16 protein-coding genes are annotated in these 25,852 nt (G+C 69.1%); 6 read left to right on the forward strand and 10 right to left on the reverse strand.

Features of this window, described 5'->3' with window-relative positions:
- Positions 1–1,526 (reverse strand): translation elongation factor 4 (gene lepA / locus A9W96_RS22725; RefSeq protein WP_082972550.1); only part of this gene is annotated, 1,526 nt, incomplete at its 3' end.
- Between the two features lie 140 nt (positions 1,527–1,666).
- On the opposite strand from lepA, the gene A9W96_RS22730 reads away from it, so the two are divergent.
- Positions 1,667–2,269 carry a type II toxin-antitoxin system PemK/MazF family toxin gene (locus A9W96_RS22730; RefSeq protein WP_067143251.1) on the forward strand — a complete coding sequence of 201 codons (603 nt, stop codon included), beginning with the start codon at positions 1,667–1,669 and terminating at the stop codon, positions 2,267–2,269.
- Between the two features lie 90 nt (positions 2,270–2,359).
- Here the strand turns inward: A9W96_RS22730 and A9W96_RS22735 are convergent, their stop codons facing one another.
- Positions 2,360–2,788, reverse strand: coding sequence for a CBS domain-containing protein (locus A9W96_RS22735; RefSeq protein WP_066862712.1), 429 nt, complete (start codon positions 2,786–2,788; stop codon positions 2,360–2,362).
- A 167-nt stretch (positions 2,789–2,955) separates the two neighbouring features.
- On the opposite strand from A9W96_RS22735, the gene A9W96_RS22740 reads away from it, so the two are divergent.
- On the forward strand, positions 2,956–3,798 hold the full coding sequence (locus tag A9W96_RS22740; RefSeq protein ID WP_067143299.1) for a ribonuclease Z: 843 nt from the start codon (positions 2,956–2,958) through the stop codon (positions 3,796–3,798).
- Here the strand turns inward: A9W96_RS22740 and A9W96_RS22745 are convergent.
- Genes A9W96_RS22745 through A9W96_RS22760 form a run of 4 tightly spaced genes read right to left on the reverse strand, consistent with a single transcriptional unit; the run spans position 3,777 to position 8,044 of the window.
- Positions 3,777–4,511, reverse strand: coding sequence for a hypothetical protein (locus tag A9W96_RS22745; protein WP_067143252.1), 735 nt, complete (start codon positions 4,509–4,511; stop codon positions 3,777–3,779). The genes A9W96_RS22740 and A9W96_RS22745 overlap by 22 nt on opposite strands.
- Positions 4,512–4,552: 41 nt before the next feature.
- Positions 4,553–5,392 carry a transglutaminase family protein gene (locus A9W96_RS22750; protein ID WP_066862692.1) on the reverse strand — a complete coding sequence of 280 codons (840 nt, stop codon included), beginning with the start codon at positions 5,390–5,392 and terminating at the stop codon, positions 4,553–4,555.
- A complete protein-coding gene (locus A9W96_RS22755) occupies positions 5,392–6,369 on the reverse strand; it encodes an alpha-E domain-containing protein (protein WP_066862695.1) in 978 nt (325 codons plus the stop codon). Before A9W96_RS22755 ends, A9W96_RS22750 begins: the two co-directional genes overlap by 1 nt.
- Positions 6,356–8,044, reverse strand: coding sequence for a circularly permuted type 2 ATP-grasp protein (locus A9W96_RS22760; RefSeq protein WP_067143257.1), 1,689 nt, complete (start codon positions 8,042–8,044; stop codon positions 6,356–6,358). Before A9W96_RS22760 ends, A9W96_RS22755 begins: the two co-directional genes overlap by 14 nt.
- 144 nt (positions 8,045–8,188) lie before the next feature.
- Here A9W96_RS22760 and rpsT point away from each other — a divergent pair, with 144 nt between their 5' ends.
- The gene (gene rpsT / locus A9W96_RS22765; protein WP_066862701.1) at positions 8,189–8,449 is read left to right on the forward strand and encodes a 30S ribosomal protein S20; all 261 of its coding nucleotides are present in this window, start codon (positions 8,189–8,191) and stop codon (positions 8,447–8,449) included.
- A 26-nt stretch (positions 8,450–8,475) separates the two neighbouring features.
- Here rpsT and holA read toward each other — a convergent pair whose 3' ends face one another.
- The 3 genes from holA to A9W96_RS22780 all read right to left on the reverse strand — a co-directional run bounded on the left by holA (position 8,476) and on the right by A9W96_RS22780 (position 11,917).
- Positions 8,476–9,444, reverse strand: coding sequence for a DNA polymerase III subunit delta (gene holA, locus A9W96_RS22770; protein WP_066862704.1), 969 nt, complete (start codon positions 9,442–9,444; stop codon positions 8,476–8,478).
- A 62-nt stretch (positions 9,445–9,506) separates the two neighbouring features.
- Complete coding sequence (locus tag A9W96_RS22775) at positions 9,507–11,003, reverse strand: ComEC/Rec2 family competence protein (protein ID WP_067143260.1); 1,497 nt, start codon at positions 11,001–11,003, stop codon at positions 9,507–9,509.
- A 50-nt stretch (positions 11,004–11,053) separates the two neighbouring features.
- Positions 11,054–11,917: a ComEA family DNA-binding protein gene (locus A9W96_RS22780; protein WP_067143263.1), complete on the reverse strand. Its 864-nt coding sequence runs from the start codon at positions 11,915–11,917 to the stop codon at positions 11,054–11,056.
- A 189-nt stretch (positions 11,918–12,106) separates the two neighbouring features.
- On the opposite strand from A9W96_RS22780, the gene A9W96_RS22785 reads away from it, so the two are divergent.
- The 3 genes from A9W96_RS22785 to A9W96_RS22795 are packed head-to-tail and all read left to right on the forward strand — an operon-like array spanning position 12,107 to position 14,807.
- On the forward strand, positions 12,107–13,267 hold the full coding sequence (locus A9W96_RS22785; RefSeq protein ID WP_067143266.1) for an acyl-CoA dehydrogenase family protein: 1,161 nt from the start codon (positions 12,107–12,109) through the stop codon (positions 13,265–13,267).
- Positions 13,268–13,274: 7 nt separating this feature from the next.
- Positions 13,275–14,381: an acyl-CoA dehydrogenase family protein gene (locus A9W96_RS22790; RefSeq protein ID WP_066867127.1), complete on the forward strand. Its 1,107-nt coding sequence runs from the start codon at positions 13,275–13,277 to the stop codon at positions 14,379–14,381.
- A 3-nt stretch (positions 14,382–14,384) separates the two neighbouring features.
- Positions 14,385–14,807 (forward strand): PPOX class F420-dependent oxidoreductase, encoded by a 423-nt coding sequence (locus A9W96_RS22795; protein WP_066880991.1) that lies wholly within the window; start codon positions 14,385–14,387, stop codon positions 14,805–14,807.
- 2 nt (positions 14,808–14,809) lie between these two features.
- Here the strand turns inward: A9W96_RS22795 and A9W96_RS22800 are convergent, their stop codons facing one another.
- Positions 14,810–25,843, reverse strand: a complete 11,034-nt coding sequence (locus A9W96_RS22800) for a type I polyketide synthase (RefSeq protein ID WP_067143269.1) — start codon at positions 25,841–25,843, stop codon at positions 14,810–14,812.
- Positions 25,844–25,852: the final 9 nt, after the last annotated feature.

Consider the following 25,852-nt stretch of genomic DNA (forward strand, 5'->3'; position numbering starts at 1 on the left):
GCGCTGAACGCGTCGACCGCCTCGCCCTGCAACAGGATGTCGACCTTGACCAGTTGGGCCTCCTGCTCGCCGGCCTCCTCGTAGTCGAGGCTGGCGTAGCCGCGGGTGCGTGACTTCAGCGAATCGAAGAAGTCGAAGATGATCTCGCCCAGCGGCATGGTGTAGCGCAGCTCGACGCGTTCGGGTGACAGGTAGTCCATGCCGCCGAGCTCGCCGCGGCGCGACTGACACAGTTCCATGATGGTGCCGATGAATTCACTGGGCGCGATGATGGTGGTCTTGACCACCGGCTCGTAGACCTCGCGGATCTTGCCTTCCGGCCAGTCCGACGGGTTGGTCACCCGGATCTCGGTGTTGTCCTCCTTAACCACCCGGTAGACGACGTTGGGCGACGTCGAGATCAGGTCCAGGTTGAACTCGCGCTCCAGCCGTTCGCGGGTGATCTCCATGTGCAGCAAACCCAAGAAGCCGCAACGGAATCCGAAGCCCAGGGCCACCGACGTCTCCGGCTCGTAGGTCAGGGCCGCATCGTTGAGTTGCAGTCTGTCCAGGGCGTCGCGCAGATCCGGGTAGTCGGAGCCGTCCACGGGATACAGACCCGAGTAGACCATCGGCTTGGGCTCGCGATATCCGGTCAGCGCCTCGGCGGCGCTGTGGCGTGCCGTCGTCACCGTGTCCCCCACCTTGGATTGGCGGACGTCCTTGACGCCGGTGATCAGGTAGCCCACCTCGCCCACGCCCAGGCCGTCGCTGGCCTTCGGTTCGGGCGAGACGATGCCGACCTCGAGCAGTTCGTGGGTGGCGCCGGTGGACATCATCGCGATGCGTTCGCGAGGGGTGATCTTGCCGTCGACCACCCGCACGTAGGTCACCACGCCGCGGTAGATGTCGTAGACCGAGTCGAAGATCATCGCCCGCAGCGGCGCGTCGGCCTGGCCCTGCGGGGGCGGCACCTCGCGCACCACGTGATCGAGGAGGTCGGCGACGCCGGCTCCGGTCTTGCCGGAAACCCGCAGCACGTCGCCCGGCTCGCAGCCGATGATGTGCGCGATCTCGGCGGCGTAGCGGTCCGGGTCCGCGGCGGGCAGGTCGATCTTGTTCAGCACCGGGATGATGTGCAGGTCGCGGTCGAGCGCCAGGTAGAGGTTGGCCAGGGTCTGCGCCTCGATGCCTTGGGCGGCGTCCACCAGCAGCACCGCGCCCTCGCACGCCTCCAGCGCGCGCGACACCTCGTAGGTGAAGTCGACGTGGCCCGGGGTGTCGATCAGGTGCAGCACGTACTGGGTGTCACCGACTTTCCACGGCAGGCGCACGTTTTGGGCCTTGATGGTGATGCCGCGCTCGCGCTCGATGTCCATCCGGTCCAGGTACTGCGCGCGCATGGACCGCTCGTCGACGACACCGGTGAGCTGGAGCATCCGGTCGGCCAGCGTGGACTTTCCGTGGTCGATGTGGGCGATGATGCAGAAGTTCCGAATCTGCGCCGGCGCGGTGAAGGTCTTGTCGGCGAAACTGCTGATGGGAATCTCCTGGTGCGTGCAACTAGACGGGGCGCTTTGCGGCCGTTTCCGGCGCGGTTCGCGGGTATGTCCAGCGTATCCAGACAGGGCCGCCGGGACCTACTTGGACACAGTCGCACCCCGCCGCTCGCGTCTATGCTGCGAATATGTCGTCTCCCCGGAAATCCCAGTGGAAGACGTTTCAGCGGTTCGCGGAGAATCTGGTGTTCAACGGCGCTCCGCGCCTGGTCCGGACCGTGCAGAATTCCCAGACCGTGCTGCGCGAACTGCAGCAGGCCGTGAAGATCACGGCGAACGTCATCGCCGCGGTGGCGCCACCACCTCCCGACGCGCCCGTCACCGGCCGGCCGGTGACCAGCGGCAGCCTCCCGACCGCGCAGCGCGCCCGCAAGCTGGTGTACGCGCCGAGCCTGGACGGCCGGGCCGATCCCGGTGAGATCGTCTGGACGTGGGTGGTCTACGAGGACGACCCCACCCGGGGCAAGGACCGGCCCGTCCTGGTCGTGGGCCGGGACCGCAGCGTCCTGCTGGGGTTGATGGTGTCCAGCCAGGAGCGCCACGCCGCCGACCCGAACTGGGTTGGAATCGGTTCCGGCCCTTGGGATTACGAGGGCAGGCAGAGCTGGGTCCGGCTGGACCGGGTGCTCGACGTGCCCGAGGAGGGCATCCGCCGCGAGGGCGCCATCCTGGATCGCGAGATCTTCGACGTGGTGGCCGCCCGCCTGCGCGCCGACTACTCCTGGCGCTGAACGCACCGGTGCTGCGCCGAGCGTGAACTCAGGGCGAGAAAACGCACAATTCTCGCCGTGAGTGCACGTTCGGCGAGCGGAGTCGGGCGATCAGCCCTGGGTGATGTAGGAATGCAGCTGCTGCTGCTCGGCCTCGAGTTCTTCCAGTCGGCTCTTCACCACGTCACCGATGCTGACGATCCCGATCAGCTTCTTGCCGTCGAGCACCGGCACGTGCCGCACCCGGTTCTTGGTCATCAACACGCTGATCGCGTCGACCTCGTCGGTCTTGGTGCAGGTCGCCAGCATGGACGTCATGATCTTGGACACCGGGCGAGACAGCACACTGGCGCCGTGCGTATGCAGCTGACGCACGACGTCGCGCTCCGACACGATGCCGACCACACCCTCGTCACCGACCACCACCATGGCGCCGATGTTCTGGTCGCTCAGCCCCGCAAGCAGCTCGCGAACCGTCGCGTCGGGGTTGATGGTCACCACCGCCGCGCCCTTGTTCCGCAAGACGTCCGCTATCCGCATCGGGGCCTCCAGCCGGGTTGTGATCCGCTTCACATCAGGCTACGGCTTCCTCGCGCGGCGCAAAAGCCACTAAGAGAAGCTGCAAACAGATCGTGTCCTAGCGGTGCAGGCCGCGCGGATCGCGCGATTGGACCACTGCGGGAGCCGCGGGCTTGCAAGATAAGGACATGATCGAGGTCACCCTGCTGGGAACCGGAAGCCCCATCCCCGATCCGAACCGCGCCGGGCCGTCAACTCTGGTGCGGGCCGGCGGGCAGGTGTTCCTGGTGGACTGCGGGCGCGGCGTGCTGCAGCGCGCGGCCGCGGTCGGGGTGGGCGCCGCCGGATTGTCGGCGTTGCTGCTGACCCACCTGCACAGCGATCACATCGGCGACCTGGGCGACGTCCTCATCACCCGGTGGATCAGCACCTTCACGCCCGACCCCGCGCCGCTGCCGATAATCGGTCCGCCCGGCACCGCCGAGGCGGTCGCGGCGACGCTGAACGCGTTCCGCCACGACATCGGCTACCGGATCGCCCATCACGCCGACATCAACTCGCCGCCGGCGGTGGACGTGCACGAATACACCGAGGGAACCGTCTGGGACCGCGACGGCGTGGCCATCCGGGTCGCCCCGACCGATCACCGTCCGGTGGCGCCGACCATCGGCTTTCGCATCGACTACCAGGGCGCCTCGGTGGTGCTCGCCGGCGACACCGTCCCGTGCGCGGGCCTGGACGACCTGGCGGCAGGGGCGGGTGCGCTGGTGCACACCGTGATCCGCAAGGACATCGTCGCCACCATCCCGCAGCAGCGGCTGCAGGACATCTGCGACTACCACTCTTCGGTGGAGGAGGCGGCGGCGACCGCGGCGCGCGCGGGGGTGGACACCCTGGTCATGACGCACTACGTGCCCGCGCTGGTGCCCGGCCAGGAGGAGCAGTGGCGGGCCCTGGCGGCCACGCGGTTCGGTGGGCGGGTCGAACTCGGTGACGACCTGCACCGCGTTCAGGTCGATGCGTCCGCGTGATGGCCGCCCGCGGCCGCTCGCCCGGCGGCCGAATCTCGTTGCGCCGCATGGGTTAGGGCAACGCCAGCCACCATCAGCCAGGTCAGCGCCAGCACCCGGGCGATCGGCAGGATGACGCCCAGCGCCGGCCAGATCAGCACCGCCGTCGCCAATTCGGCGAGGATGGCCGTGGCCAGACCGAGCCGCGCGACCGGTCCGGGCATCAACGCGCGGGTGAGGCCGGGCACCGCGATCCCGCCGACCAGCAGGCCCAGCGCCACGATGTGCCCCGGGCCGCCGGTGAGAAAGACCAACAAGTAGAGCGCCCGGACCACCGCCGCGTTCGCGGCGACATCCGGTATCGACAACGCCCAACCCAGCAACCCCGCCAGGCCGAGCGCACCGGCGGCCAAGACGCCGCCACTCAACGTGACCGCGCCGGATCCGGCCCCGAGTCGGCTCAGCCGGGCGCCGGCGCTTGCCCCGTAGATCGCCAGCGGCACCGAGGACGCGAACGTCGCGACGGCGATGATGCGCACGGCGGTCGGCTGGGCGCGAACGTAGGCGGTGACGGCGCCCGCCGGGCCGTAGGGCAACGGCATGACGCCGCCCACCGCGACGCCGATGGCGATGCCGCCGACTAGCAGCGCGATGCTGAGCAGGGCCAGCGCCGCCAGGGGCGAGCCGGGCCGGCTCTTATCGCGGCGCGGCGCGCCTTCGGCCGGATCGTTCATTCCTGCAACGGTATCCCTGCGGCGACGAACCCCGCCCCGGGCTAGGCCAGCCGGGTCACCTCGACGATCACGTCGAGGTCGGTGGCGCCCTCCCCGGAGTAGATGCCCTTCAGCGGGGAGACGTCGGCGTAGTCGCGGCCCACGCCCACGCCGACGTACTGCTCGGTGATCTCGGTGTCGTTGGTGGGGTCATAGCTCCACCAGGCACCCGTCCACGCCTCAATCCAGGCGTGGCTTCGGCCGTCGACGGTGTCGCCGACGACGGCGTCGCGCCTGGGGTGCAGGTAGCCCGAGACGTAGTGCGCCGGAATCCCCATGCTGCGCAACAACATCAGCGACAAATGCACGAAGTCCTGGCACACGCCCTTGCCCGCTTTGAGCGCGTCCAGGCCGGACGAGTGCACGCTGGTGGTGCCCGGCAGGTATTCCAGTTCTTCGCGCACCCAATTGGCCGCGGCTACAACGGCTTCGGCCGGCTTGTGGGTCTTGCTGATCTTCTTACCGACCGACGCCACCCGCTTGCTGGCCGGGGCGTGCTGAGTGGGGCGAAGCAGGTCGTCGTAGCGATCGATCACGGCCTCGGACTGCAGGTCGCTCCAGCCCGCCTCCGCCGAGAGTGGCTCGGCCCGCTCGGTTTCCACGACCGACGTCGACATCACCGTGAGATCGGTGTGCGGGGCGTGCAGGTCGAACGCGGTGACCGCGGTGCCCCAGTAATCGACGTAGCGGTAGGACCGGGTCGCCGGGATGGTTTCGACACGGTTGAGGATGACGTTCTGCCGGCTGTTCGACCGTGGGGTCAACCGGGCCTCGTTGTAGGAGGCGGTCACCGGGGATTGGTAGGCGTACCCGGTGGTGTGCACCACCCGCAGTCGCCACATCAGCCGTCCCCTTTCCTGCTGACCAGCCGGGCGCGCTGGCCCGCGTCCGACCAGGCCACCCAGGGCGTGACGTGGAAGTACTGCAGCGCCAACGCCTCTCCGACGTCGTGGCAGGTGCGCTGCAGCCCCGCCAGGCGGCTCTCCAACGACTCCAGCAGCACGCCGGGCTGCACGAATTCCAATTCGCTGCGGGCCTGCCCGAGCAGTCGCTGCGCCTCGGCGGTCGCCCCGATCCGGCTCTGCCGGTTGTGGACCAGCTCGTCGAGATTGTGTTCGGCCAGCCGCAGCGAATAGAACACCGAACGCGGAAACAGCCTGTCCAACAACATGAATTCGACCACCCGACCGGCGTCCAGCACACCGCGATAGGTGCGCAGATAGGTGTCGTGGGCGCCCGCCGAACGCAACAGCGTCACCCACGCCGGGGACGAGGCGCTGTCGCCGACCCGCGACAACAACAGCCGCACCGTCATGTCGACCCGTTCGATGGCCCGGCCCAGCACCATGAACCGGTAGCCGTCGTCGCGGGACAGCGTCGAGTCGGCCAGGCCGGCGAACATCGCCGCCCGCCGCTCGATGAACGACAGAAAGTCGTGCGGCCCAAGGCGTTTGGCGGCCCGCTCACGTTCGGGCAGGGCGTGGTAGGTGGTGTTGAGGCATTCCCAGATCTCGCTGGAGGTCACCTCGCGCGCCGACTTGGCGTTCTCGCGCGCCGAGGTGATGGCATCGACGATCGAGCAGCCGCCCTGGGTGTTGGTGCTGTAGGCCACCAGATCGGTCAGCGACCACACGTCCAGGTCGTGATTCGGCGGGTCGATCCCGAGCACCCGCAGCAGCAGCCGCGACGCATGGTCGGGGTCGACGCTGGAATCCTCGAGCAACTGGTGCAGCGCCACGTCCAGGATGCGCGCGGTGTCGTCGGCGCGTTCGACGTACCGGCCGATCCAGTAGAGCGACTCGGCGTTACGTGCCAACATCGTGCACCGCCTTTTGCTGTTGTTGTTGCTCGGGCTGCTCGCGCTGGGGCAGTTCGGTGGGCTGCGCCTGCTGAGACGTCACCCGCGGGGCGTCGTCGAGCATCGGGTCCGGCATCGAGGTGGGCAACGAGCGCACCACCTCCGCCGCCTCGAGCTCGTGATCGCCGGCCGACGCCCGCGACGCCAGCACCCAGGTGTCCTTGGAGCCGCCACCCTGACTGGAGTTGACCACCCGCGACCCCTCGACCAGCGCAACCCGGCTCAGCCCGCCGGGCAGCACCCACACGTCGTTGCCGTCGTTGACCGCGAACGGCCGCAGGTCGACGTAGCGCGGCGCCAGGGTGTTGCCGATCTGGGTCGGCACCGTCGACAGCTCCATCATCGGCTGCGCGATCCAGCTCCGCGGATCGTCGCGCACCTTCTTGGCGACGGCCGCCAACTCTTTCTCCGAGGCCTCCGGCCCGAACACGATGCCGTAGCCGCCCGACCCCTCCACCGGCTTGAGCACCAGCTCGTCGATGCGGTCCAGCACCTCTTCGCGCTCGTCGTCGAGCCAGCAGCGCAGCGTCTCCACGTTGGCCAGCAGCGGCTTCTCCCCGAGGTAGTACTCGATCATCGTGGGCACATAGGTGTAGACGAGTTTGTCGTCGCCGACGCCGTTGCCGATCGCGCTGGAGATGGACACGTTGCCCGCACGGGCGGCGTTGACCAGCCCCGCCACCCCCAGCACCGAATCGGCGCGGAACTGCAGCGGATCCAGGAAGGCGTCGTCGATGCGCCGATAGATGACGTCGACCTGGCGCTCCCCCTCGGTGGTGCGCATGTACACCTGGTTGTCGCGGCAGAACAGGTCGCGCCCCTCGACCAGCTCGACCCCCATCTGGCGGGCCAGCAGCGAATGCTCGAAATAGGCCGAGTTGTAGACGCCCGGGGTCAGCACCACCACCGTCGGGTCGGCCTCGTTGGTGGCCGCGGAGTTGCGCAGCGCCCGCAGCAGGTGCGAGGCGTAGTCATCGACCGCGCGCACCCGGTGGCTGGCGAATAGGTTGGGGAACACGCGCGCCATGGTGCGCCGGTTCTCCATGACATAGGACACACCCGACGGCGACCGCAGGTTGTCCTCGAGGACCCGCCAGGTGCCCTTGTCGTCGCGGATCAGGTCGATGCCGGCGACGTGGATCCGCACGCCGTTGGGCGGGACGATGCCCATCGCCTGGCGGTGGAAGTGCTCGCACGACGTGATCAGCCGGCGCGGGATCACCCCGTCGTTCAATATTTCCTGGTCACCGTAGATGTCGTCGAGGTACAGCTCGAGCGCCTTGACGCGCTGGGTGATGCCGCGCTCCAGGCGCGTCCACTCGGCGGCCGAGATGACCCGCGGCACCAGATCCAGCGGAAACGGCCGCTCCTGGCCCGATAACGAGAAGGTAATGCCCTGGTCAAGGAAGGCGCGGGACAGCGCTTCGGCGCGGGCTTTGAGCTCCGAGGCATCCGACGGCGCGAGCTCGGCGTAGATGCCCTTATACGGGCCGCGCACGTTGCCCTGGGCATCGAACATCTCGTCGAACGCCATGTCGTAGGCGTCGGAGGCCGCGTTGTATCCGTCGAAGATGCGCTCAGAGCGCGCAGCGCGAAAACCCCGCTTGGTGTGGTCAAGCTGGTTGGTAAGACTCACTGTTCAGATGCTGCCTCAAGTCGACGTTCTGGCAGCCCACGTGTTCCCGTTTTGGGAGAAAACGTAACTCACTGATAACCTGGGCAATCGCTGTGGTGATATCCGGCGCCCCACAATACGTCTAATCGAAGAAGGAACTCCCGCGTGGCCAACATCAAGTCGCAGCAGAAGCGCAACAAGACGAACGAGCGCGCTCGCCTGCGCAACAAGTCGGTGAAGTCGTCGCTGCGTACCGCTGTCCGCGCGTTCCGCGAGGCGGCCCACGCCGGCGACAAGGAGAAGGCCGCCGAGTTGCTGGTGTCGACCAACCGCAAGCTGGACAAGGCCGCCAGCAAGGGCGTGATCCACAAGAACCAGGCGGCGAACAAGAAGTCGGCCCTGGCGCAGGTCCTCAACAAGATCTAAGGCTTTTACTCAGCCGACGCGCCCCTCTACTGGCCGCGCTGGGCGGCTAGCTCGGCGACCTGCCTGACCGCGGATTCCAGGGCGTAGTCGGCGTCCACCACCGCTCCCTTCACGTTCGCGTTGAGCGTGGCCACCACCTTCATCGCGGTCGCCACAGAGTCACGCGACCAACGCCGCGCCTGCTTCTGCGCCTTCTGCACCCGCCAGGGCGGCATCCCGAGCTGAGACGCCAGCCGGTAGGGGTCCCCCGACAGTGGGCCGACCCGGCCGATCGTGTGGATCGCCTCGGCCAGCGCGTCCGCCAGCACCACCAGCGGCTCACCGCGCATCATCGCCCACCGCAACGCCTCGGCGGCCCCTTCGATGTCACCGGTCACCGCCTTATCCGCGATGTCGAAGCCCTTCACCTCGGCCTTGCCGCTGTGATAGCGGCGGACCGCGTCGGCGTCGACCACCCCGCCGGTGTCGGCGACCAACTGGGAGCAGGCCGAGGCCAACTCCCGCAGGTCGGAACCGACCGAATCCAGCAGTGCGGTCACCGTCTGGTCGTCGGCCTTGACCCGCAGGCCGCGAAACTCCTTGCGGACAAAATCGACGCGCTCGCTCAGTTTGGTGATCCGCGCGCACGAATGCACCACGGCGCCAAGGGATTGCAGCTCGGTGGCCAGCGCCTTGGCGCGCCCGCCGCCCGAGTGCACCACGACCAGCACCACGCCGGTCGGCATGTCGCTCGCGGCCGAAACGATCACCGCGGCAGCGTCTTTGCCCGCTTCGCCGGCGGCCTCCAGCACGACGATGCGCTCGTCGGCGAACAGCGACGGACTCAGCAGCTCGGCGAGCTCATAGGTGCTGACGTCGCCCGCCCGCATCCGGTTGACCGGCACGTCGTCGGTGCCGGCTCGTTTGCGCGCCGACCGCAGCACGTCGGACACCGCCCGCTCGACCAGCAGTTCCTCGTCTCCCAGGACCAGGTGCAACGGCGAAATCTCGGTCACCCCACGATGGTGTCACGCCCCACCGACCGCGCCGCTCGGGGATCGACGGCGCGACACCCCGCCTACCCCAACCCGGACAGCGCCCACGCCAGCCCGACCAGCGCCCCGACCCCCGCCGCGACGCGAAACGGTCGCCACCGCCACAGCACCACCGCCAGCACCGTGACACCGCCGACGATCAGGGTGCCGGGCATCCCCTCGGGGACCGGCACCGTGGCGCCGGGCATGTTGGCCGCCGCGTGGGCGATGCCGTCCACCCACCACAACTCCGGGCCGGTGAACCGGATCAGCAGCCGCGCGGCGGCCGGCCATATCGCGCAGAGCGCGGCCGCCGCGGTGCCCAGCACCGTGATCGGGGCGATCACACCGGCCACCGCGAGGTTCGCCAGGGCGGCAACCACGCTGAATCGCCCGGAGATCGCCGCCACCAGCGGCGCGGTCACCACCTGCGCGGCCCACGCGACGGCGAGCGCGTCGGCCAGCGGCTTGGGCCATCCCTTGGCGACCAGGCGCCGCGACCAGACCGGCGCGACGACGATCAGCGCCGCGGTGGCGAGCACCGACAGCGCGAACCCCACGTCCACGGCCAGCGCGGGGGCGACCGCCAGCAACACCAGCACGGTGGCGGCGAGGGCCGGAATGGCTTGCCGCCGACGCGAAGTCAGCATGCCCGTCAGCGCGATGGCACCCATCACCGCCGCCCGCACCACACTCGCCGTCGGCTGCACGACGATGACGAAGGCCACCAGCGCCAGCGCGGCAAGCGCGACGGCCGACCGCGGGCCGATCAGCCGGGCCGAGAACAGCACGGCCGCACACACGATCGTCACGTTGGCCCCCGACACGGCCATCAGGTGCGTCATGCCGGCCGCACGAAAGTCGCGGTTGGTGTCGCTTGGCACCGCCGAGGTATCGCCGAGCACCAGCGCGGGCAGCATCGCCGCCTGCTCGCCGGGCAGCGTGGCGCGGACCGCGGCGGCAAAGCGGCTGCGCACGCCGTGCGCGGCCGACTGCACTGCGCTCGCGGTGCCCATGGCCGGCGGGCCCGACGCATTGAGCACCGCGACGGTCAGGTCCCGGCGGGTCGGCCGGGTGATCCGCGCGGTGAACCGCACCGGCTGGCCCACCGTCACCGCGGCGAAGTCCGAGGCGCGCGCGAAAACCACGACGAGGCCTGACATTTCGGCGTCGCGCAGGCGTTGCAGGGTCGCCCGAAACATCAGCCGGCTGCCGCCCAGCGACACCGGGCTCTCGGTGGGGGTGACGGTAGCCGGGGCGCTGGTGCCGAAGGCCGCAGTGATCGGGTGGTGAGCGGCCGCGTCGGCGCGCAGCGCGATCGCGAAGCCGTAGCCCGCTCCCACCACACCCACGGCGGCCAGGCCGGCGCTGATCGTGCGGAGCCGGGCCGCGCGGCCGGGCCGGCGCGCCGCGCGCCATGCCAACGCACCGGCGGCGACGGTCAGCGCGACGCAGCACCAGGCGAAGATCCGCCCGGCCGACCACCAGATCCCGCCGGCCGTCACCGCCCAGCAGGTCAGCGCGGCCGGCACCAGGCGCACATCGACATGCCCCGACGGTGATCCACCTAGCCCGGGAGGCAGCACCGGGGTCAGACACGGACCAGCGCGCGCAGCTTCTCCAGCCGCGCCGGCCCGATGCCCTCGACATTGGCGAGCTGGTCGACGCTGGTGAATCTGCCGTTGGCCTGCCGCCACGCCACGATCGCGGCGGCGGTGACCGGCCCCACGCCGGGCAGAGCGTCGAGTTCCGCGACGGTCGCGGTGTTCAGGTCGACCGCCTGGCCCGGCTTCGGCTTGACCGATCCCGACCCGGGCGCCGGCGCCTTGGAGGTCGGCGTCGTTGCGGTGGCGACCGAACTGCCCAGCGCCGTCGGCTGGCCCGGCACGGGAGCGAGGCCGACCACGATCTGTTCGCCGTCACCGACCGGTCGGGCCATGTTCAGTCCGATGGTGTCGGCGCCGTTCACCGCGCCGCCGGCGGCCTGCAGCGCATCGGCGATGCGCGACCCCGGCGCCAGCGTCACCAAACCCGGCGTGTGCACCAAGCCGACCACGCTCACCACCACCGGACGGTCGGGGCTTGCGGGTGGCGCGGCACCCGGGCTGGCCGACGACCTGGCGGCCGACACCTTCTCCACCGGTGGCAGCTTGGCTGACATCACCGGCGCCGGCCGGTCGCGCAATAAGGTGAAAACCGTGACCAGCACCGCCAGCGCCGCCACGATCGCCAACCCGATGGCGCCGGCGCGGCCGGGGTCGGCGCGCACCCTGGCCACCCAGCCGCGGTCCTGCGAGGCGTCGGGAAGCCAGCGCGGCAACAGCGAATTCTGGTCGTCGTCCGGGGTGTCCTGCGGCGAGGCCGACCCGGCGTCCGCGGGCTCGGCCGCGCCATCGGTCTCCGGTTCGGCGTTGAGCCGCCGGTGCAGGCGCTCCGCCGGAAGTTCTGTTCGCATGGGCCGACGGTAGGTCCGCGGACCGTCGCACCGGCACCGCTCAACGGCGATCTGTGGATTAACCCGAGGCTGTGCACGGGGCCCGCGAGGGATGGGTCAAGATGGAAGTCGAGCGAACGACCAGCACCGCCAGAAAACAGCTCGGGGCGCTGCGTCGTCACGGTCACCCCGAAACGACAGGAGGCTGCCATGCAACTGGCGCTCACGCCCGAGGAAGCCGCGTTCCGCGACGAACTCCGCACCATCTACACGACCAAGATTCCCGAGGAGCTGCGCGAGCGGGTACGCCGCGGCTCGGCCGAAGTGAACCACGACGACATCGTCACCAGCCACAAGATCCTGCACGAGCACGGCCTGGCAGTACCGAACTGGCCGGTGGAATGGGGCGGCAAGGACTGGACCCCGACCCAGCACCAGATCTGGGCCGACGAGATGCAGCTGGCGTGCGTCCCCGAGCCGCTGAACTTCAACACCAAGATGGTGGGCCCGGTGATCGCCGAATTCGGTTCGGAGGAAGTCAAACAACGCTTCCTGCCCCCAACCGCCAGCCTCGACATCTGGTGGTGCCAGGGCTTCTCCGAGCCCGAGGCGGGGTCGGATCTGGCCTCGCTGCGCACCACCGCGGTGCGGGACGGCGACGACTACGTGGTCAACGGCCAGAAGACCTGGACCACGCTCGGCCAGTACGCGGACTGGATCTTCTGCCTGGTCCGCACCGACCCGCAAGCGCCCAAGCGGCAGGCCGGCATCTCCTTTTTGCTCTTCGACATGAAGACGCCGGGCATCACCCTGCGACCCATCAAGACGATCGACGGCGGCCACGAAATCAACGAAATCTTCTTCGAGGACGTCCGGGTTCCCGCCAATCAGCTTGTCGGAGAAGAGAATCAGGGCTGGACGTACGCGAAATTCCTGCTCGGCAACGAGCGCACCGGCATCGCCGGGGTGGGACGGACCAAGGTGCGCCTCGCCGAGGTGAAGAAACACGCCAAGGCCACCGGAGTGCTGGGCGACCCGCTGTTCGCGGCGCGGCTGGCCGAGGCCGAAAACGAGCTGCTGGCACTGGAACTCACCCAGTCGCGGGTCGTCACCGACTCCGCGGACGGGCAGCCCAATCCGGCCTCGTCGGTGCTCAAACTGCGCGGCAGCCAATTGCAGCAGGTGGCCACCGAACTGCTCGTCGAGGTGGCCGGGCCAGACGCGCTGCCGGCCAACGGCGAAGACATCGCCTCGCCGGACTGGGCCCAACACAGTGCGCCGCACTACCTCAACTACCGCAAGACGTCGATCTACGGCGGCAGCAGCGAGGTGCAGCGCAACATCATCGCGTCGACGATTCTGGGATTGTGAGGCAGTCATGGACTTTCAGCTGAGCGACGAGCAGGCCCTGCTCCGCGACACCACGCGCGACCTGCTGTCGCGCACCTACGACCCGGAAAGCCGCAACAAGATCATCGGCTCCGATCTCGGCTGGAGCCGCGAGGTCTGGAGCCAGCTCGCCGACACCGGCATCCTCGGCCTCGGATTCGATCCGGACGAGTCCGGCCAGATCGAGATCATGGTGGTGCTCAACGAGGTCGGGCGCCGCCTCGCCCCCGAACCGGTACTGCACGCCGCGCTGGGACCCGGTGCGCTGATCGCCGAGCTGGGCACCGACGCGCAGAAGGAACTGCTCGACGAGGTCGCGGGCGGGCAGCGGCTGCTGGCGTTCGCCCACCTCGAGCCGGGGCAGCGCGATCCGTCCGCCGAGTTGAGCACCAAGGCTGCGCAGCAAGGTGATTCGTGGACCTTGAGCGGTCGGAAGAACCCGGTGCTGGCCGGGGACGCCGCCGACACCCTGGTGGTCAGCGCCGCCCTGCCGAGCGGCGGCGCCGGCCTGTTCCTGGTCGATGCGGCATCGGTCACCAGGCACCCGTTCCGGACGTTCGACGGACAGCGCGGCGCCCAGATCGACCTGGACTCCACTGCCGCCGAACCCCTCGGCGAGGCGGTCGACGCGTCGGGCGCGATCCGCGACGCCATCGTGCGCATCCAGTCCGCGTTGTGCGCCGAAGCGCTGGGCGCCATGGAGGAATCGCTGCGCCTGACCACTGATTACCTCAAGACCCGCAAGCAGTTCGGCGTCACGCTCAACAAATTCCAGGCGCTCACGCAACGCGCGGCCGACATGTACGTCTCGCTGGAACTGGCCCGCAGCATGACCCTGTACGCGGCCATGTCGATCGCTGACGGCAACATCGACCCGGTGATCGCCTCGCGCGCCAAGCTGCAGGTCGGCCGATCGGGACGGCACATCGCGCAGGAGTCGGTCCAGATGCACGGCGGCATCGGGGTGACCGCGGAATACCCGGTCAGCCACTATGCCGCCCGGCTCACCGCGATCGAGCACACGCTGGGCACCTCGGGTGAGCACCTGCACAACCTGATCGACCACCTCGGCGACTACGACCTGGCCCGCCTCTAACGCATGGCCGAGCTGACCGAAAAGGTCATCGAGTTCCTCTCGACCGGCACCCGTACCGGGATGCTGGGCTACGTCGCCGCCGATGGCAGGCCGCTGGTCGCCCCGGTGTGGTTCGTCGTCGACGACGGGCAGTTGGCGTTCAACACCGGTCGCGACACGTCGAAAGGCCGTGCCCTGGCCCGCGATCCGCGAGTGGTGATCTGCGTCGACGACCCTCATCCGCCGTATTCGTTCGTCCAGGTGCAGGGCGTGGCCACGGTCAGCGAGGATCCGCAGGACGTGCTGGACATCGCGACCCGCACCGGGGGCCGCTACATGGGCGCCGACCGCGCCGACGAATTCGGCAGGCGCAACGCCGTTCCCGGCGAATTAGTGGTGCGGCTGCGTCCGACCAAGGTCATCACCGGGTTCGACATCAGCGCCTGACATCATTGCGGCTCCTGCGCCGCAACCGGTTCCGGCTGGCCCGGCTCGGTGTCCGCGTCGGGCAGCTGACCCACGAGGTATTCGGCCAGGCCTCCGATGGTCGGATAGTCGAACACCGCAGTCGCGTTGATCGTGAACTTACCGCCGAACTGACTGTGCAGCCGGTTGCGCAGCTCGATCGCCATCAACGAATCCGTCCCCAGGTCCAGGAACCGGCTGCTCGCCGCCGGCGGTGAGGCGAGCCGCAGGAAGTTCTGCACCTCTCGTTGCAGGAATTCGGTCACGAAACCGGCGCGCTGTGGCACCGGAATCTCCATGAGCTGCTTGAGCAACTCGCTGTCACCGGTCACCTCTCCGACCGCACTGGGCAACACCACGTCGAGGATCGGTGGTCGCGAACTGCCCAGCACCTTCGCGGCGCGCTGCCAGTTGGCCTTGAGGACGGTGGCCTGGCCGGTTCCGTTCGCGACGACCTCGGCGAGGGCACCCAGGGCCGCCGACGGTTCCAGCGGAATCAGGCCCTGCGCAGTGATGTTGGCGGTCGCGGCCTCCGAGGAGGCCATACCGCCCTGGGCCCAGGGACCGAAGTTGACGCCGGTGGCCGGCAGGCCCTGCGCCCTGCGCTGCGCGACCAGGCCGTCGAGCAGCGCATTGGCGGTCGCGTAGTTGGACTGACCGGGCGAACCGAACAAGCTCGACACCGACGAGGACACGATGAAGAAGTCGAGCTCGTCGTCTCGGGTCAACCTGTCCAGGTGGCATGCGCCGAATGCCTTGGGCGCCAACGTTGTCTGGAACCGTTCCAGGCTCTGCTGGGACAGCAGCGCATCATCGAGCACGCCGGCCAGATGGGCCACGCCGGCCAACGGTGGCAGCTCCGCGCGGATGCGCGCCAGCAGCGCGGCAACCTCGGACTCGTTGCCGACGTCGGCGGTGAAGACATGGATGCGGCACTTGTAGCGCTCGGTCATCTCCTCGATCAACCGTTGCGCGTCTGCACCCGGCTCCCGTCGGCTGGTCAGCACGACGTCACCGGCACCGAGCTGCGCCAGATACGACGCCGTGTGCAGACCGATGGCTCCCAGTCCACCGGTGATCAGGTAGCTCCGATCCGCCCGCGGCTGCAGCGGATTGGGTATCTGCACCACGATCTTGCCGATGTGCCGCGCTTGCTGCATGCGGCGGAACGCGGCCCGCGCCTCGGTCAGCGGGTAGATCTCGGCCGGCAGCGGTGTCCAGTCCCCGTCGGCCAATCCCTGTGACACCTCGGTCAGCAAGCCCCGAATACGTTCGGGCTCTTGGAAGGTCACCGTGTCCAGCGCCACGATCTCGTAGGCGATGTCGGGACGGGCCTGCGCCATCTGCTCGGGTGTCCAGATGTCGCGCTTGGCGATCTCGGCGAAGCGGCCGTTCTGGGCGGTCGCCCGCACGGTCGCTTCGAGGAACCCCTCGCTGGTCAGGCTGTTGAGCACCACGTCGACGCCGGCACCGTCGGTGTCGGCGAGGATCTGGTCGGCGAAATCCGTTGTGCGCGAGTCATAGACGTACTCCACACCCAGCTTGCGCAGCGTCGCGCGCTTGAAGGTGCTGGCGGTAGCGAAGACGGTGGCACCGCACTGCTGAGCCATCTGGATGGCCGCCAGGCCGACACCGCCGCTGGCGGCGTGGATGAGCACACGGTCGCCGGGCTTCAGCTGTGCCCAGTCGAACGCGAGCCGAACCGTCAGCGCCGCAGCGGGAATGGTGGCCGCCTCGACCGCACTGACTCCGTCGGGGATCGGCGCGAGCAGCTGGGCGGGCACGTTGAACCGGCTGGAGAACGCCCCCTGCATGAAGCCGTACACGCGCTGACCGACCTCGAGCCCGGTGACGCCGGCGCCCAATTGCGTGACGACGCCGGCGAAATCACCGCCGATGGGTCCCGGGTCGCCCGGATAGAGGCCGAGGACGTTGAGCACGTCGCGGAAGTTGAGGCCCGAGGCCTCCACCCGGACCTGCACATAGCCCTCGCCCGGAGGTGCGACGTCCACTTCCGTGAGTCGCAGGTTGTCGATCGCGCCGCGCTCGGTGGGCGCCAGGACGTAGTCGCCCGCACGCGGCACCGTGAGATGACCGCTGCGCGCCCACGGCAGCAACCGGGATGCCAGCAGCTTTCCTTGTCGCACCGCCAGTTCCGGTTCGTCCACCGGGGTGGCCAACAGGTTGGCCAGCGCGTGCACGGCCTCCGGTGATCCGTCGCAATCGATCAACTTGGCGCGCAGCGCCGGTTCCTCGTTGATCGTGGTGCGCCCCAGCCCCCACAGCGCCGCCTGCACCGGGTCGACCGGCTCGCCGGATTCGCATGCCACGGCCCGCTCGGTGACGATCCACAGTCCCCCAGGCAAATTCACGCCGCCGCCCTGCACCGCGTGCACGGCGCTGAGCAGATTGGCGATCTCGGTCTCGAGGCGCGCCGCCCCATTGGTTGAGTCGGCGCCACCTTTGCCCGCGTTGGGCGCTTCGCCGCGCCAGACGACGCCGGCGAACGGCAGCCCCCGCTCGGCGGCCTGAGTCAGCACCTGCCCCAACGGCTGCGGATCTGCGCTCCGGTCGAACGGGATGCAGCCCGGCACCTTGGCGGCCAGTTCGTCGAATCCGGCGATCAACCAGGTGCCGCCGATCTCTGCGGCTTCTTCAGCGGGCGGCGCCGGCACCTCGTGCCAGCCGAGGGTGTACAGCAGCCGGGTGGCATCGCCGCCGAGGCCGCGCAGCAACGCCTCGCGCGGTGCGCGTTTCACCGTGAACTCGCGAATCCCGCCCAGCCGGCGGCCGTCCCGGTCGACGAAATCGAGGTCGAATACCTGGGTCTCGCTGTTGAGTTCGCTGGTGTGCCACCTCGCACGGCAGTAGAACCGCCGCGGCATCTTCTCCCGCAACATCACTTGCCCGTAGCGCAGCGGCAGGAACAGATCGTTGACGCCCTGTTCGGCGGCGAGGAGCGCCGGGAAGGCCGGGAAGGCGACCCCGGTGCACAGGTCCATCAGCACCGGGTGCATCGGCTCGCTGCCGAGTTGTTCGGCGAGTTCGGCACCGACGAGGATGTCGCCGACCGCCTCGCCGTCACCGAGCCACAGTGACTTCAGGGAACCGGACCAGGTCGGTCCCCAGGCCAGCTCCAAGTCGGCGAAGGTCTCGAACAACTCCTGTGGACGCATGCGGTTCAGCCGCTCGAGCGCTTCGTCGATCGGATCACCGTCGTCGGACACCGGCTCGTCGGTGACGTCGTCCGCGCCGGCGACCACGGTGCCTTCGGCGTTCAACGACCACTCGGCGCCGCGTTCCCCGTAGGGACGGCTGTGCACCTGGAAGGTGAATTCGCGACCTGCCTGCACCGGGTGCAAGGTCAGCTGTACCTCGCGAGAACTCTTCTCCGGCAAGATGATCGGCTCGTAGAAGAAGACGTCCTTCGCCCGTGCCGGAGTGCCGACCGCGGCCAACGCCATCGCCGCGTAGGTTGCGCCGGGCACCACGACCGTGCCGTAGATGACGTGATCGGATAACCACGGCTGCGATTTGACGGACAACCTGCTGGTGTAGACGGAGTCGCCCGAGGCGAGGTCCTTCGCGCTGCCCAGGATGCCCGAAGACGGGCCGGCCCCTCCGACGACGGCGGTGCCGGATGTCTTGGGCCAGAACCGGCGGCGCTGGAACGGATAGGTGGGCAGTTCGATGCTGCGACGTCGCTGACCATGCAGCGCAGCGAAATCCGGACGATGGCCGCCGACGTAGGCCGCGGCCAGCGCGTCGGCGATCTGGCGCCGATCGCCGACGCCCTTACGCAGCGAGACGATCGCCCGCGGTGCGGTCAGGTGCTCCGGCCAGACCTGCACCGCGGCACCGGTCAGCACCGGTTGCGGACCGATCTCCATCAACACCGAGCAGCCCAGCGCCGCCGCGGTGCGCACGCTTTCGGCGAACTGCACCGGCTGGCGGGAATGGCGCCGCCAGTACGCGGCGTCGAGCGGGGTTTGGCCCGTCAGCACGGCCCCGGTGCGGTTGCAGATCAACGGCATCGTCGGGGCGGCGAACTCCAATTGCGCTGCGTAGGACTCGAATTCGTCGAGCACCGGATCCAACAACTCGGAGTGGAAGGCATGGCTGGTCTGCAGCCACGTGCAGCGGATCGCCTCGTCGCCGAACTTGGCGACGATCTGTTCGAGGTCCTCACCCGGACCCGACAGCACCGTATTCGGTCCGTTGTACGCGCCGACCGACACTCGCGGGAATCCGCCGGCGACCTCCTCGACGTGCTTGGCGTCGGCGAATACTGCCACCATCCGTCCGCCCTCGGGCAGGCTGCCGAACATCCGGCCGCGCTCGGCCATCAGCCGGGCGCCGTCCTCGAGACTGAACACCCCCGCCACGCAGGCCGCCGCGTACTGGCCGACGCTGTGCCCGAGCACCACATCGGGTTCGATCCCCCACGACTGCCACAGCCGGGCCAGGCCCATTTCGACGGCGAACAGCGCCGGCTGGGCAAACGACGTGTGCCGCAGCCTCTCTCCGGCTTTGCCCCCCGTTTCGCGATCGGTGGCGAACAGCACCTCTAGCAAGGGATGCGGCAGGATGTCACGGACCGCGTCCGCGCACCGCGTCACCGTTTCGGCGAAAACCGGTTCGGTGTCGAACAACTCACGCGCCATCCCCGGGTACTGGCTGCCCTGGCCGGTGAACAACCATGCCGTCATCGGGTGGTGTGTGTGTTCGCCACGCACAACGCCGGGCCGCAGGCGGTTCTCGGCCAATTCGGCCAGGGCGTCGCGCGCGCTCTCGAGCGAGTCCACCACCAGGGCGGCGCGGTGTTCGAAGTGTGACCGGCCCGTTCCGGCGGTGAGGCATACCTCGGTGAGGTCCGCATCCGGGTGGGCGGCCAGCCAGGCCTGGTAACGCTGCGCCAACGCCACCAGCGCTTCGGGTGACCGCGCGGACAGCGCGAGCACCGTGGCGCCCTGAGCGTGCGACGCCGAGCCCGTGGCGGCGTCGTTGGCGGGGTTCGGGTCGGCGGATACGGCGCGGGCCGGTGCCTCCTCCACCAGGACGTGCGCGTTGGTTCCGGTGAACCCGAACGAGCTCACGCCCGCGCGCCGCGGCCTGCCGTTGGGCTGCCACGGCATCGTCTTGTCGACCACCCGCACAGGCAGCGAGTCCCACGGAATGTGCGGCGACGGCTGCTCGAAGTGCAGGCTCGGCGGCAGGACCTCGTGCTGCAGCGACAGCACGACTTTGATCAGACCGGCTGCGCCCGAAGCGGATTCGGTGTGACCGATGTTGGTCTTCACCGAGCCCATCAGCAGCGGCCGGTCGGCGTCGCGCGAGGCGCCGTAGGCGGCGGCCGCGGCCTGCACCTCGATCGGATCACCCAGCGGGGTGCCCGTCCCGTGCGCCTCGAGGTAGTCGACGTCCCCGCCGGCCAGACCCGCACGAGCCAGCGCCGTCCCGATGAGCCGTTGCTGCGCACCACCATTGGGCACAGTCAAACCGCTGGACGCGCCGTCCTGGTTGACCGCGCTGCTGGTGATCACCGCGCAGATCCGGTCGCCGTCGCGCTCCGCGTCGCTCAACCTCTTCAGTACGAGGATTCCGCAGCCCTCGCTGCGCACGTAACCGTCGGCGGAGGCGTCGAACGTCTTGCATCGGCCCACCGGGGAAAGCATCCGCGCGCGGGAGGCCGCGATGACCGTCACAGGACTGAGCAGGACGTTCACTCCGCCGGCCAGCGCCATGTCGCAGTCGCCGGACCGCAACGCCTGGCAGGCTTGATGGACGGCCACCAGCGCCGAACTGCATGCGGTGTCGATCGCCACCGCCGGTCCCTCGAGTCCCAGCGCGAAGGCGACCCGACCGGAGATGGCGTTGAGCGCATTGCCGGTGATGAAGTGCGGTTCGATCTTGTCGACCGACTCCGACGACAGCAGATGCGCATACTCGTTGGCCGCCACACCGGTGAAGACTCCGGTTCGGCTGCCGCGCAATGCGGCCGGCGAATACCCAGCGCGTTCCAGGCCCTCCCACGCCGTTTCGAGCATCAGCCGCTGCTGTGGCTCGATCCAGACGGCCTCGCGGGGCGAGATGCCGAAGAATTCGGGATCGAATCCGTCGATTTCGTCCAGGAATCCGCCGAACCGGGTGTAGGTCTTGCCTGGGGCGTCCGGATCCGGGTCGTAGAACTCGTCGATGTCGAATCGGTCCTCCGGGACCTCCCGGATCGCGTCGACCCCTTCGGACAGCACCTGCCAGAACGCTTCCGGGTCGGGCGCGCCGGGGAAACGGCAGGACACCGCGACGATCGCGATCGGTTCGTCCGTGCGGGTCGTCACCACCGTTGCCGGCTGGGACCGCGTTTTCGAGGACGTTTGATCGCGGAGCTCGAGCACGTCGCCGAGCAGGTAGTCGGCCACGTCGGACAGCCGTGGGTGATCCATCGCCAGGGTGGCCGGGACCTGCTTACCCACCCCTTCCTCGATGCGCCGACGCAATTCGACCGCCATCAACGAATCCATGCCGAGATCGAAAAACCCTGCGTCCTCGCGGATCTCGGCGGCGTCGACGCGGGTCACCTCCGCGACCGCATCACGCAGATAATCGGTCAACAGTTTCTTGCGCTGCTGTACCGGAGCGGCCGTGAGCCGGTCGACCAACGGGGTGTTCCCGGCCGGCGTCGCCGCGGGCACCGCAGCGGGCACCTCGCGCTCCAGCTCCGCCAGGAACGCCCGCCGACCCGCTTGCTGGTAGAGCGGCAAGAAGCGGGTCCAGTCGATTCGGGCCACTACTCCGTGGGCAGCGCCCCGCGCCGCGGCGGCCGCCGCCACATCGGACAACCCCGCAAGCGCATCGGCCGGTGCCAGCGTACGGATCCCGCGCTGATCCAGTCGCGCACGAGATTCCGCGTCGGCCATACCGGCCGCCCACGGCCCGAAGTTGACGCTCACGCCGAGGATGCCCTGTTCGCGCAGCCGCCACGCCAGCCCGTCCAGGAAGGCGTTCGCCGCGCCGTAGGCGCTCTGGCCGAATCCACCCCACACCGAGGCGATCGAGGACGTGCTGAGGAAGAAGTCGAGCTTCAGGTCCGTCGCCGCCTCGCTCAAATGCCAGGCGCCCCAGACTTTTCCGGCGAAGACGCGATCGACCTCGGCATCGTCCAAGGCGCTCAGGGGCGTGGTACCGATCTCCCCCGCGGCATGGACGATGCCGGCCAACGGCGGCAACTCGGCCTGCACGCCCGCCAGCAGGCGTGCGACGTCGTGCGCGTCGGCGACATCGGCGGCCACGACCCGGATTTGGCAGCCGTGCGCCTCACCGAGTGCGTCGATGCGCTGTCGGACCGCATCGGTCGGCGGGCGCCGACCGGTCAACACCAGATGCCCGGCGCCGTTGGCGGCCAGGTGCCCGGCGATCTCCAGCCCGATCGCACCCAGCCCGCCGGTCACCAAATACGTTGCGTCATTTCGCAATTGCAGCGACGTGCCGCTCGGGGTCTCGATGCGCCGAACCAACCGGGGAACGTAGACCGCCCGATCACGCAGCGCGAGCTGGTCTTCCCTGATCGCCGCGTCGTCCGCGGGGGCGATCCGGTCGATGAGCGCAGTCCATTCGTCGGCGGTCCCCGCTGACAAGTCCGCGAGTCCGCCCCATACCTGCGGCAGCTCCAGCGATGCGGCGCGACTGAAGCCCCACAGGCTGCTCTGGTGCGGCGCCACCGTGTCCGTATCGGTGACGCGCTGCGCGCCGCGCGTCACGACCCAGATGGGGCTGCGCAACTGCGCGGCGACCGCGGCATGAAACAGCCGCCGTGTCCCGCCGAGGATCCGGTGCTGCATCCGCAACAGTGAGCGCATCGACGGCGTGGTCCCCGCCTCCAAGGCCGCGGCATGCACGACGCGAAGCGTCGAATCGTCCGCGGCGGCAGCGCGAAACACGCCCACGAGGTGTTCCTCGTCCGCGTCGGACACCGGCAACCCGATGACCTCGAATCGGTCGTTGCGTGCGGTCAGCGCGTCGACCAACGGCTGGACCGCGTCGGTACCGTCGGCGACGATGACCCACCGCGACACTCCGTCTGCCGGTGACGGCTCGGCGGTCGATGTGTCCCAGCGGATCTCGTAGCGGTCGTTCTCGATGGACCGGGTGGTGCGCTGTTGATTGTGTTGTGCCGCAAGCTTGGTGAGCACCTGCAGGGTCTGATGATCGCCGCTCGCGCCGTCGAGCAGCGTCGCGAGTTCCTCGATCCGGCCGTCCTCGAGAAGGCGGACCGCTTCGGTGCGCGGCCCACCGACGTCGCGGCGTTGGTCGGGGCGCTCGCGGTCGTCGCGGAACCAGTACTGACGCCGCTCAAAGGGATAGGTGGGCAGGTCCAGCTTGCGTGCGTGCGCCTGCCCGAAGGCCGCGAAGTCGGGCAGGTGGCCCAGGACATACGCGTCGGCAACCGCTTCGGTGATCTGCCGGTGGTCGGCGGTGTTACGGCGCAGCGACGTGATCGCCCGCGGTGCGGTGGCCGGGTCGGGCCATGCGCTCAGGGCCGAGGCGGTGAGCACCGGTCGTGGGCCGATCTCGAGCAATACCTTGCAGCTCAGCTCGGCGAGGGTGCGCACGCTCTTGGCGAATTCCACCGGCTGGCGCGCGTGACGGCGCCAGTAAGCGCCATCGAGCTTCACGCTGCGGCCCAGCGCCGCTCCGGTGCGGTTGTCGATCAGGATTCGTTGCGGCGCTTTGAAGTCGAACCGCCCCGCATACGATTCGAATTCGTCGAGGATCGGGTCCAGCAGCGCCGAGTGGAACGCGTGGCTGGTGTCCAGCCAGTCACACCGAACACCGTCGGCCGACACTGCGGCCACCGCCCGCTCCAGGTCCGCCACCGGACCGGACAACACGGTGTTGGCGCCGTTGTAGGCGGCCACCGACAGGCTGGGGAACTCGTCGGTGAGTCGCTCGACCCGCTCGGCGGCGGTGAAGACCGCGACCATCCGGCCACCCGAAGGCAGGCTGCCGAACAGACGACCGCGTTCGGCCATCAGCAGGGCACCGTCCTCGAGACTGAACACGCCCGCCACGCAGGCCGCCGAATACTGGCCGACGCTGTGGCCCAGCACCACGTCGGGCTCGAAGCCCCACGACTGCCAAAGCCGGGCCAGGCCCATCTCCACCGCGAACAGTCCGGGTTGCGCGTAGGACGTTTGCTGCAGCGTCGCTTCGCCGTCCTGGCCGTCCGCATCGAAAACAACGTCCAGCAAAGGCCTTTGGAGAACGTCGGCAACCGCGGCGGCGCACCGATTCAGCGTCTCGGCAAACACCGGCTCGCTGTCGAACAACTCTCGAGCCATGCCGGGGTATTGGCTGCCCTGACCGGTGAACAGCCACGCGGTCTTCGGTGGCTCCTGCGATTCTCCGCGGAACAACCCCGGTGCCGGGCGGTCGTCCGCCAGAGCGCCGAGTAGTTCCAGCGCGGATTCTCGCGAGTTGACCACCAGCGCGGCCCGCTGCTCCAGGTGTGCCCGACCCGCCCCGGCGGTGAAGCACACGTCCGCGAGGGTGGCCTCGGGGTGCGCGCTCAACCAGCTGCGGTAGTCGGCCGCGAGCCGCGCCAACGCGGCGGGCGTTCGCGCCGAAAGCGGGAGGATGCTGAACCGGCGGTGCCCGGAATGCTCGACCGGAAGCGGTGCCGGGGAAACGGGTTCCGTTTGCTCGGGAGCTTCGGAGAGAATGACGTGAGCGTTGGTGCCGGCGAAGCCGAACGAGCTGATGCCGGCAATGCGCGGCTCTCCGTTGCGTTCCCAGGCGGTGGGCTGCTCGACGACCTGCACCGCGAGCCGGTCCCAGGGGATGTGGGGCGAGGGGTTCTCGAAGTGGAGGTGTTGCGGGATCAGTTCGTTCTCGAGCGAGAGGATGACCTTGATCACCCCGGCGATGCCCGCGGCCGCTTCCAGGTGTCCGATGTTCGTCTTCACCGAACCCATCAGCAGCGGCCGGGAGGGTTCGCGCCCGGCGCCGAGCACCGCGCCCGCGGCCTGCGCTTCGATGGGGTCACCCAGCGACGTCCCGGTGCCGTGCGCTTCCAGGTATCCGACGTCGCGTGGTTCGAGGTCGGCCCGCTTGAGCGCATCGGCGATAACCCTTTGCTGGGCAACGCCATTGGGTACGGTCAGGCCACCCGAGGCGCCGTCCTGGTTGATCGCACTGCCGCGGATCACGGCGCGGATCCGATCGCCGTCGCGGATCGCGTCCTCCAGGCGCTTGATCACGATGACGCCGCAGCCCTCGCCGCGCACGTAGCCGTCCGCGGCCGCATCGAATGTCTTGCACCGGCCGTCAGGGGCGAGCATGTGCGCGCTGGAGAACGTGATCATGGTCGCCGGGGTGAGCAGCACGTTCGCGCCGCCGGCCAGCGCCAGGTCGCATTCCCCGAGGCGCAGCGCCTGGCACGCCTGATGGATCGCCACCAGCGACGAGCTGCACGCCGTGTCGACGGCGACGGCCGGACCCTGCAGTCCCAGCCGATAGCTGATCCGGCCGGCGGCCGCGGCGTTCGAGGTCCCGATGGCCATGTAGGCCTCGATTTCGGGGTACGTCAGCTCGTCGGATGCCATTCCCAGGTAGTCGTGCGTCGCCAAACCGACGAAGACCCCGGTGTTGGTCTCAGCCAGATCGGTTGGCGCAGTGCCTGAATGCTCGACCGCGCGCCATGCCGTTTCCAGCAGGATGCGGTGCTGCGGGTCCATCAGCCTGACCTCGCGGGTCGACATGCCGAAGAACGGCGCGTCGAATCCCGTTACGTCGTCGACGAAGCCGGCACGACGGGTGACGACCTTACCGGGCGCCCCCGGTTCGGGGTCGAAGAATTCGTCGACGTCCCAGCGGTCTTGCGGCACTTCGGATATCGCGTCGCGGCCGTGCTGCAACAGATCCCAGAACTCGTCGGCATCGGCGGCTCCGGGGAATCGCGCCGCGTAACCGATGATCGCAAAGCCCGATGCCGGCTTGCCCAGACCTTCGACGGATGCCATGCGCTTGTC

Source organism: Mycobacterium sp. 1245852.3 (assembly GCF_001669335.1).
Lineage (GTDB): Bacteria > Actinomycetota > Actinomycetes > Mycobacteriales > Mycobacteriaceae > Mycobacterium > Mycobacterium europaeum_A.

Excerpts from the sequence above, each read along its gene's own strand:
- A9W96_RS22730 (WP_067143251.1), top strand. The coding sequence starts at position 1,667 with ATGTCGTCTCCCCGGAAATCCCAGTGGAAGACGTTTCAGCGGTTCGCG.
- A9W96_RS22735 (WP_066862712.1), bottom strand. The coding sequence starts at position 2,788 with ATGCGGATAGCGGACGTCTTGCGGAACAAGGGCGCGGCGGTGGTGACC.
- A9W96_RS22740 (WP_067143299.1), top strand. The coding sequence starts at position 2,956 with ATGATCGAGGTCACCCTGCTGGGAACCGGAAGCCCCATCCCCGATCCG.
- A9W96_RS22745 (WP_067143252.1), bottom strand. The coding sequence starts at position 4,511 with ATGAACGATCCGGCCGAAGGCGCGCCGCGCCGCGATAAGAGCCGGCCC.
- A9W96_RS22750 (WP_066862692.1), bottom strand. The coding sequence starts at position 5,392 with ATGTGGCGACTGCGGGTGGTGCACACCACCGGGTACGCCTACCAATCC.
- A9W96_RS22755 (WP_066862695.1), bottom strand. The coding sequence starts at position 6,369 with ATGTTGGCACGTAACGCCGAGTCGCTCTACTGGATCGGCCGGTACGTC.
- A9W96_RS22780 (WP_067143263.1), bottom strand. The coding sequence starts at position 11,917 with ATGCGAACAGAACTTCCGGCGGAGCGCCTGCACCGGCGGCTCAACGCC.
- A9W96_RS22785 (WP_067143266.1), top strand. The coding sequence starts at position 12,107 with ATGCAACTGGCGCTCACGCCCGAGGAAGCCGCGTTCCGCGACGAACTC.
- A9W96_RS22790 (WP_066867127.1), top strand. The coding sequence starts at position 13,275 with ATGGACTTTCAGCTGAGCGACGAGCAGGCCCTGCTCCGCGACACCACG.
- A9W96_RS22795 (WP_066880991.1), top strand. The coding sequence starts at position 14,385 with ATGGCCGAGCTGACCGAAAAGGTCATCGAGTTCCTCTCGACCGGCACC.
- A9W96_RS22800 (WP_067143269.1), bottom strand. The coding sequence starts at position 25,843 with ATGGCATCCGTCGAAGGTCTGGGCAAGCCGGCATCGGGCTTTGCGATC.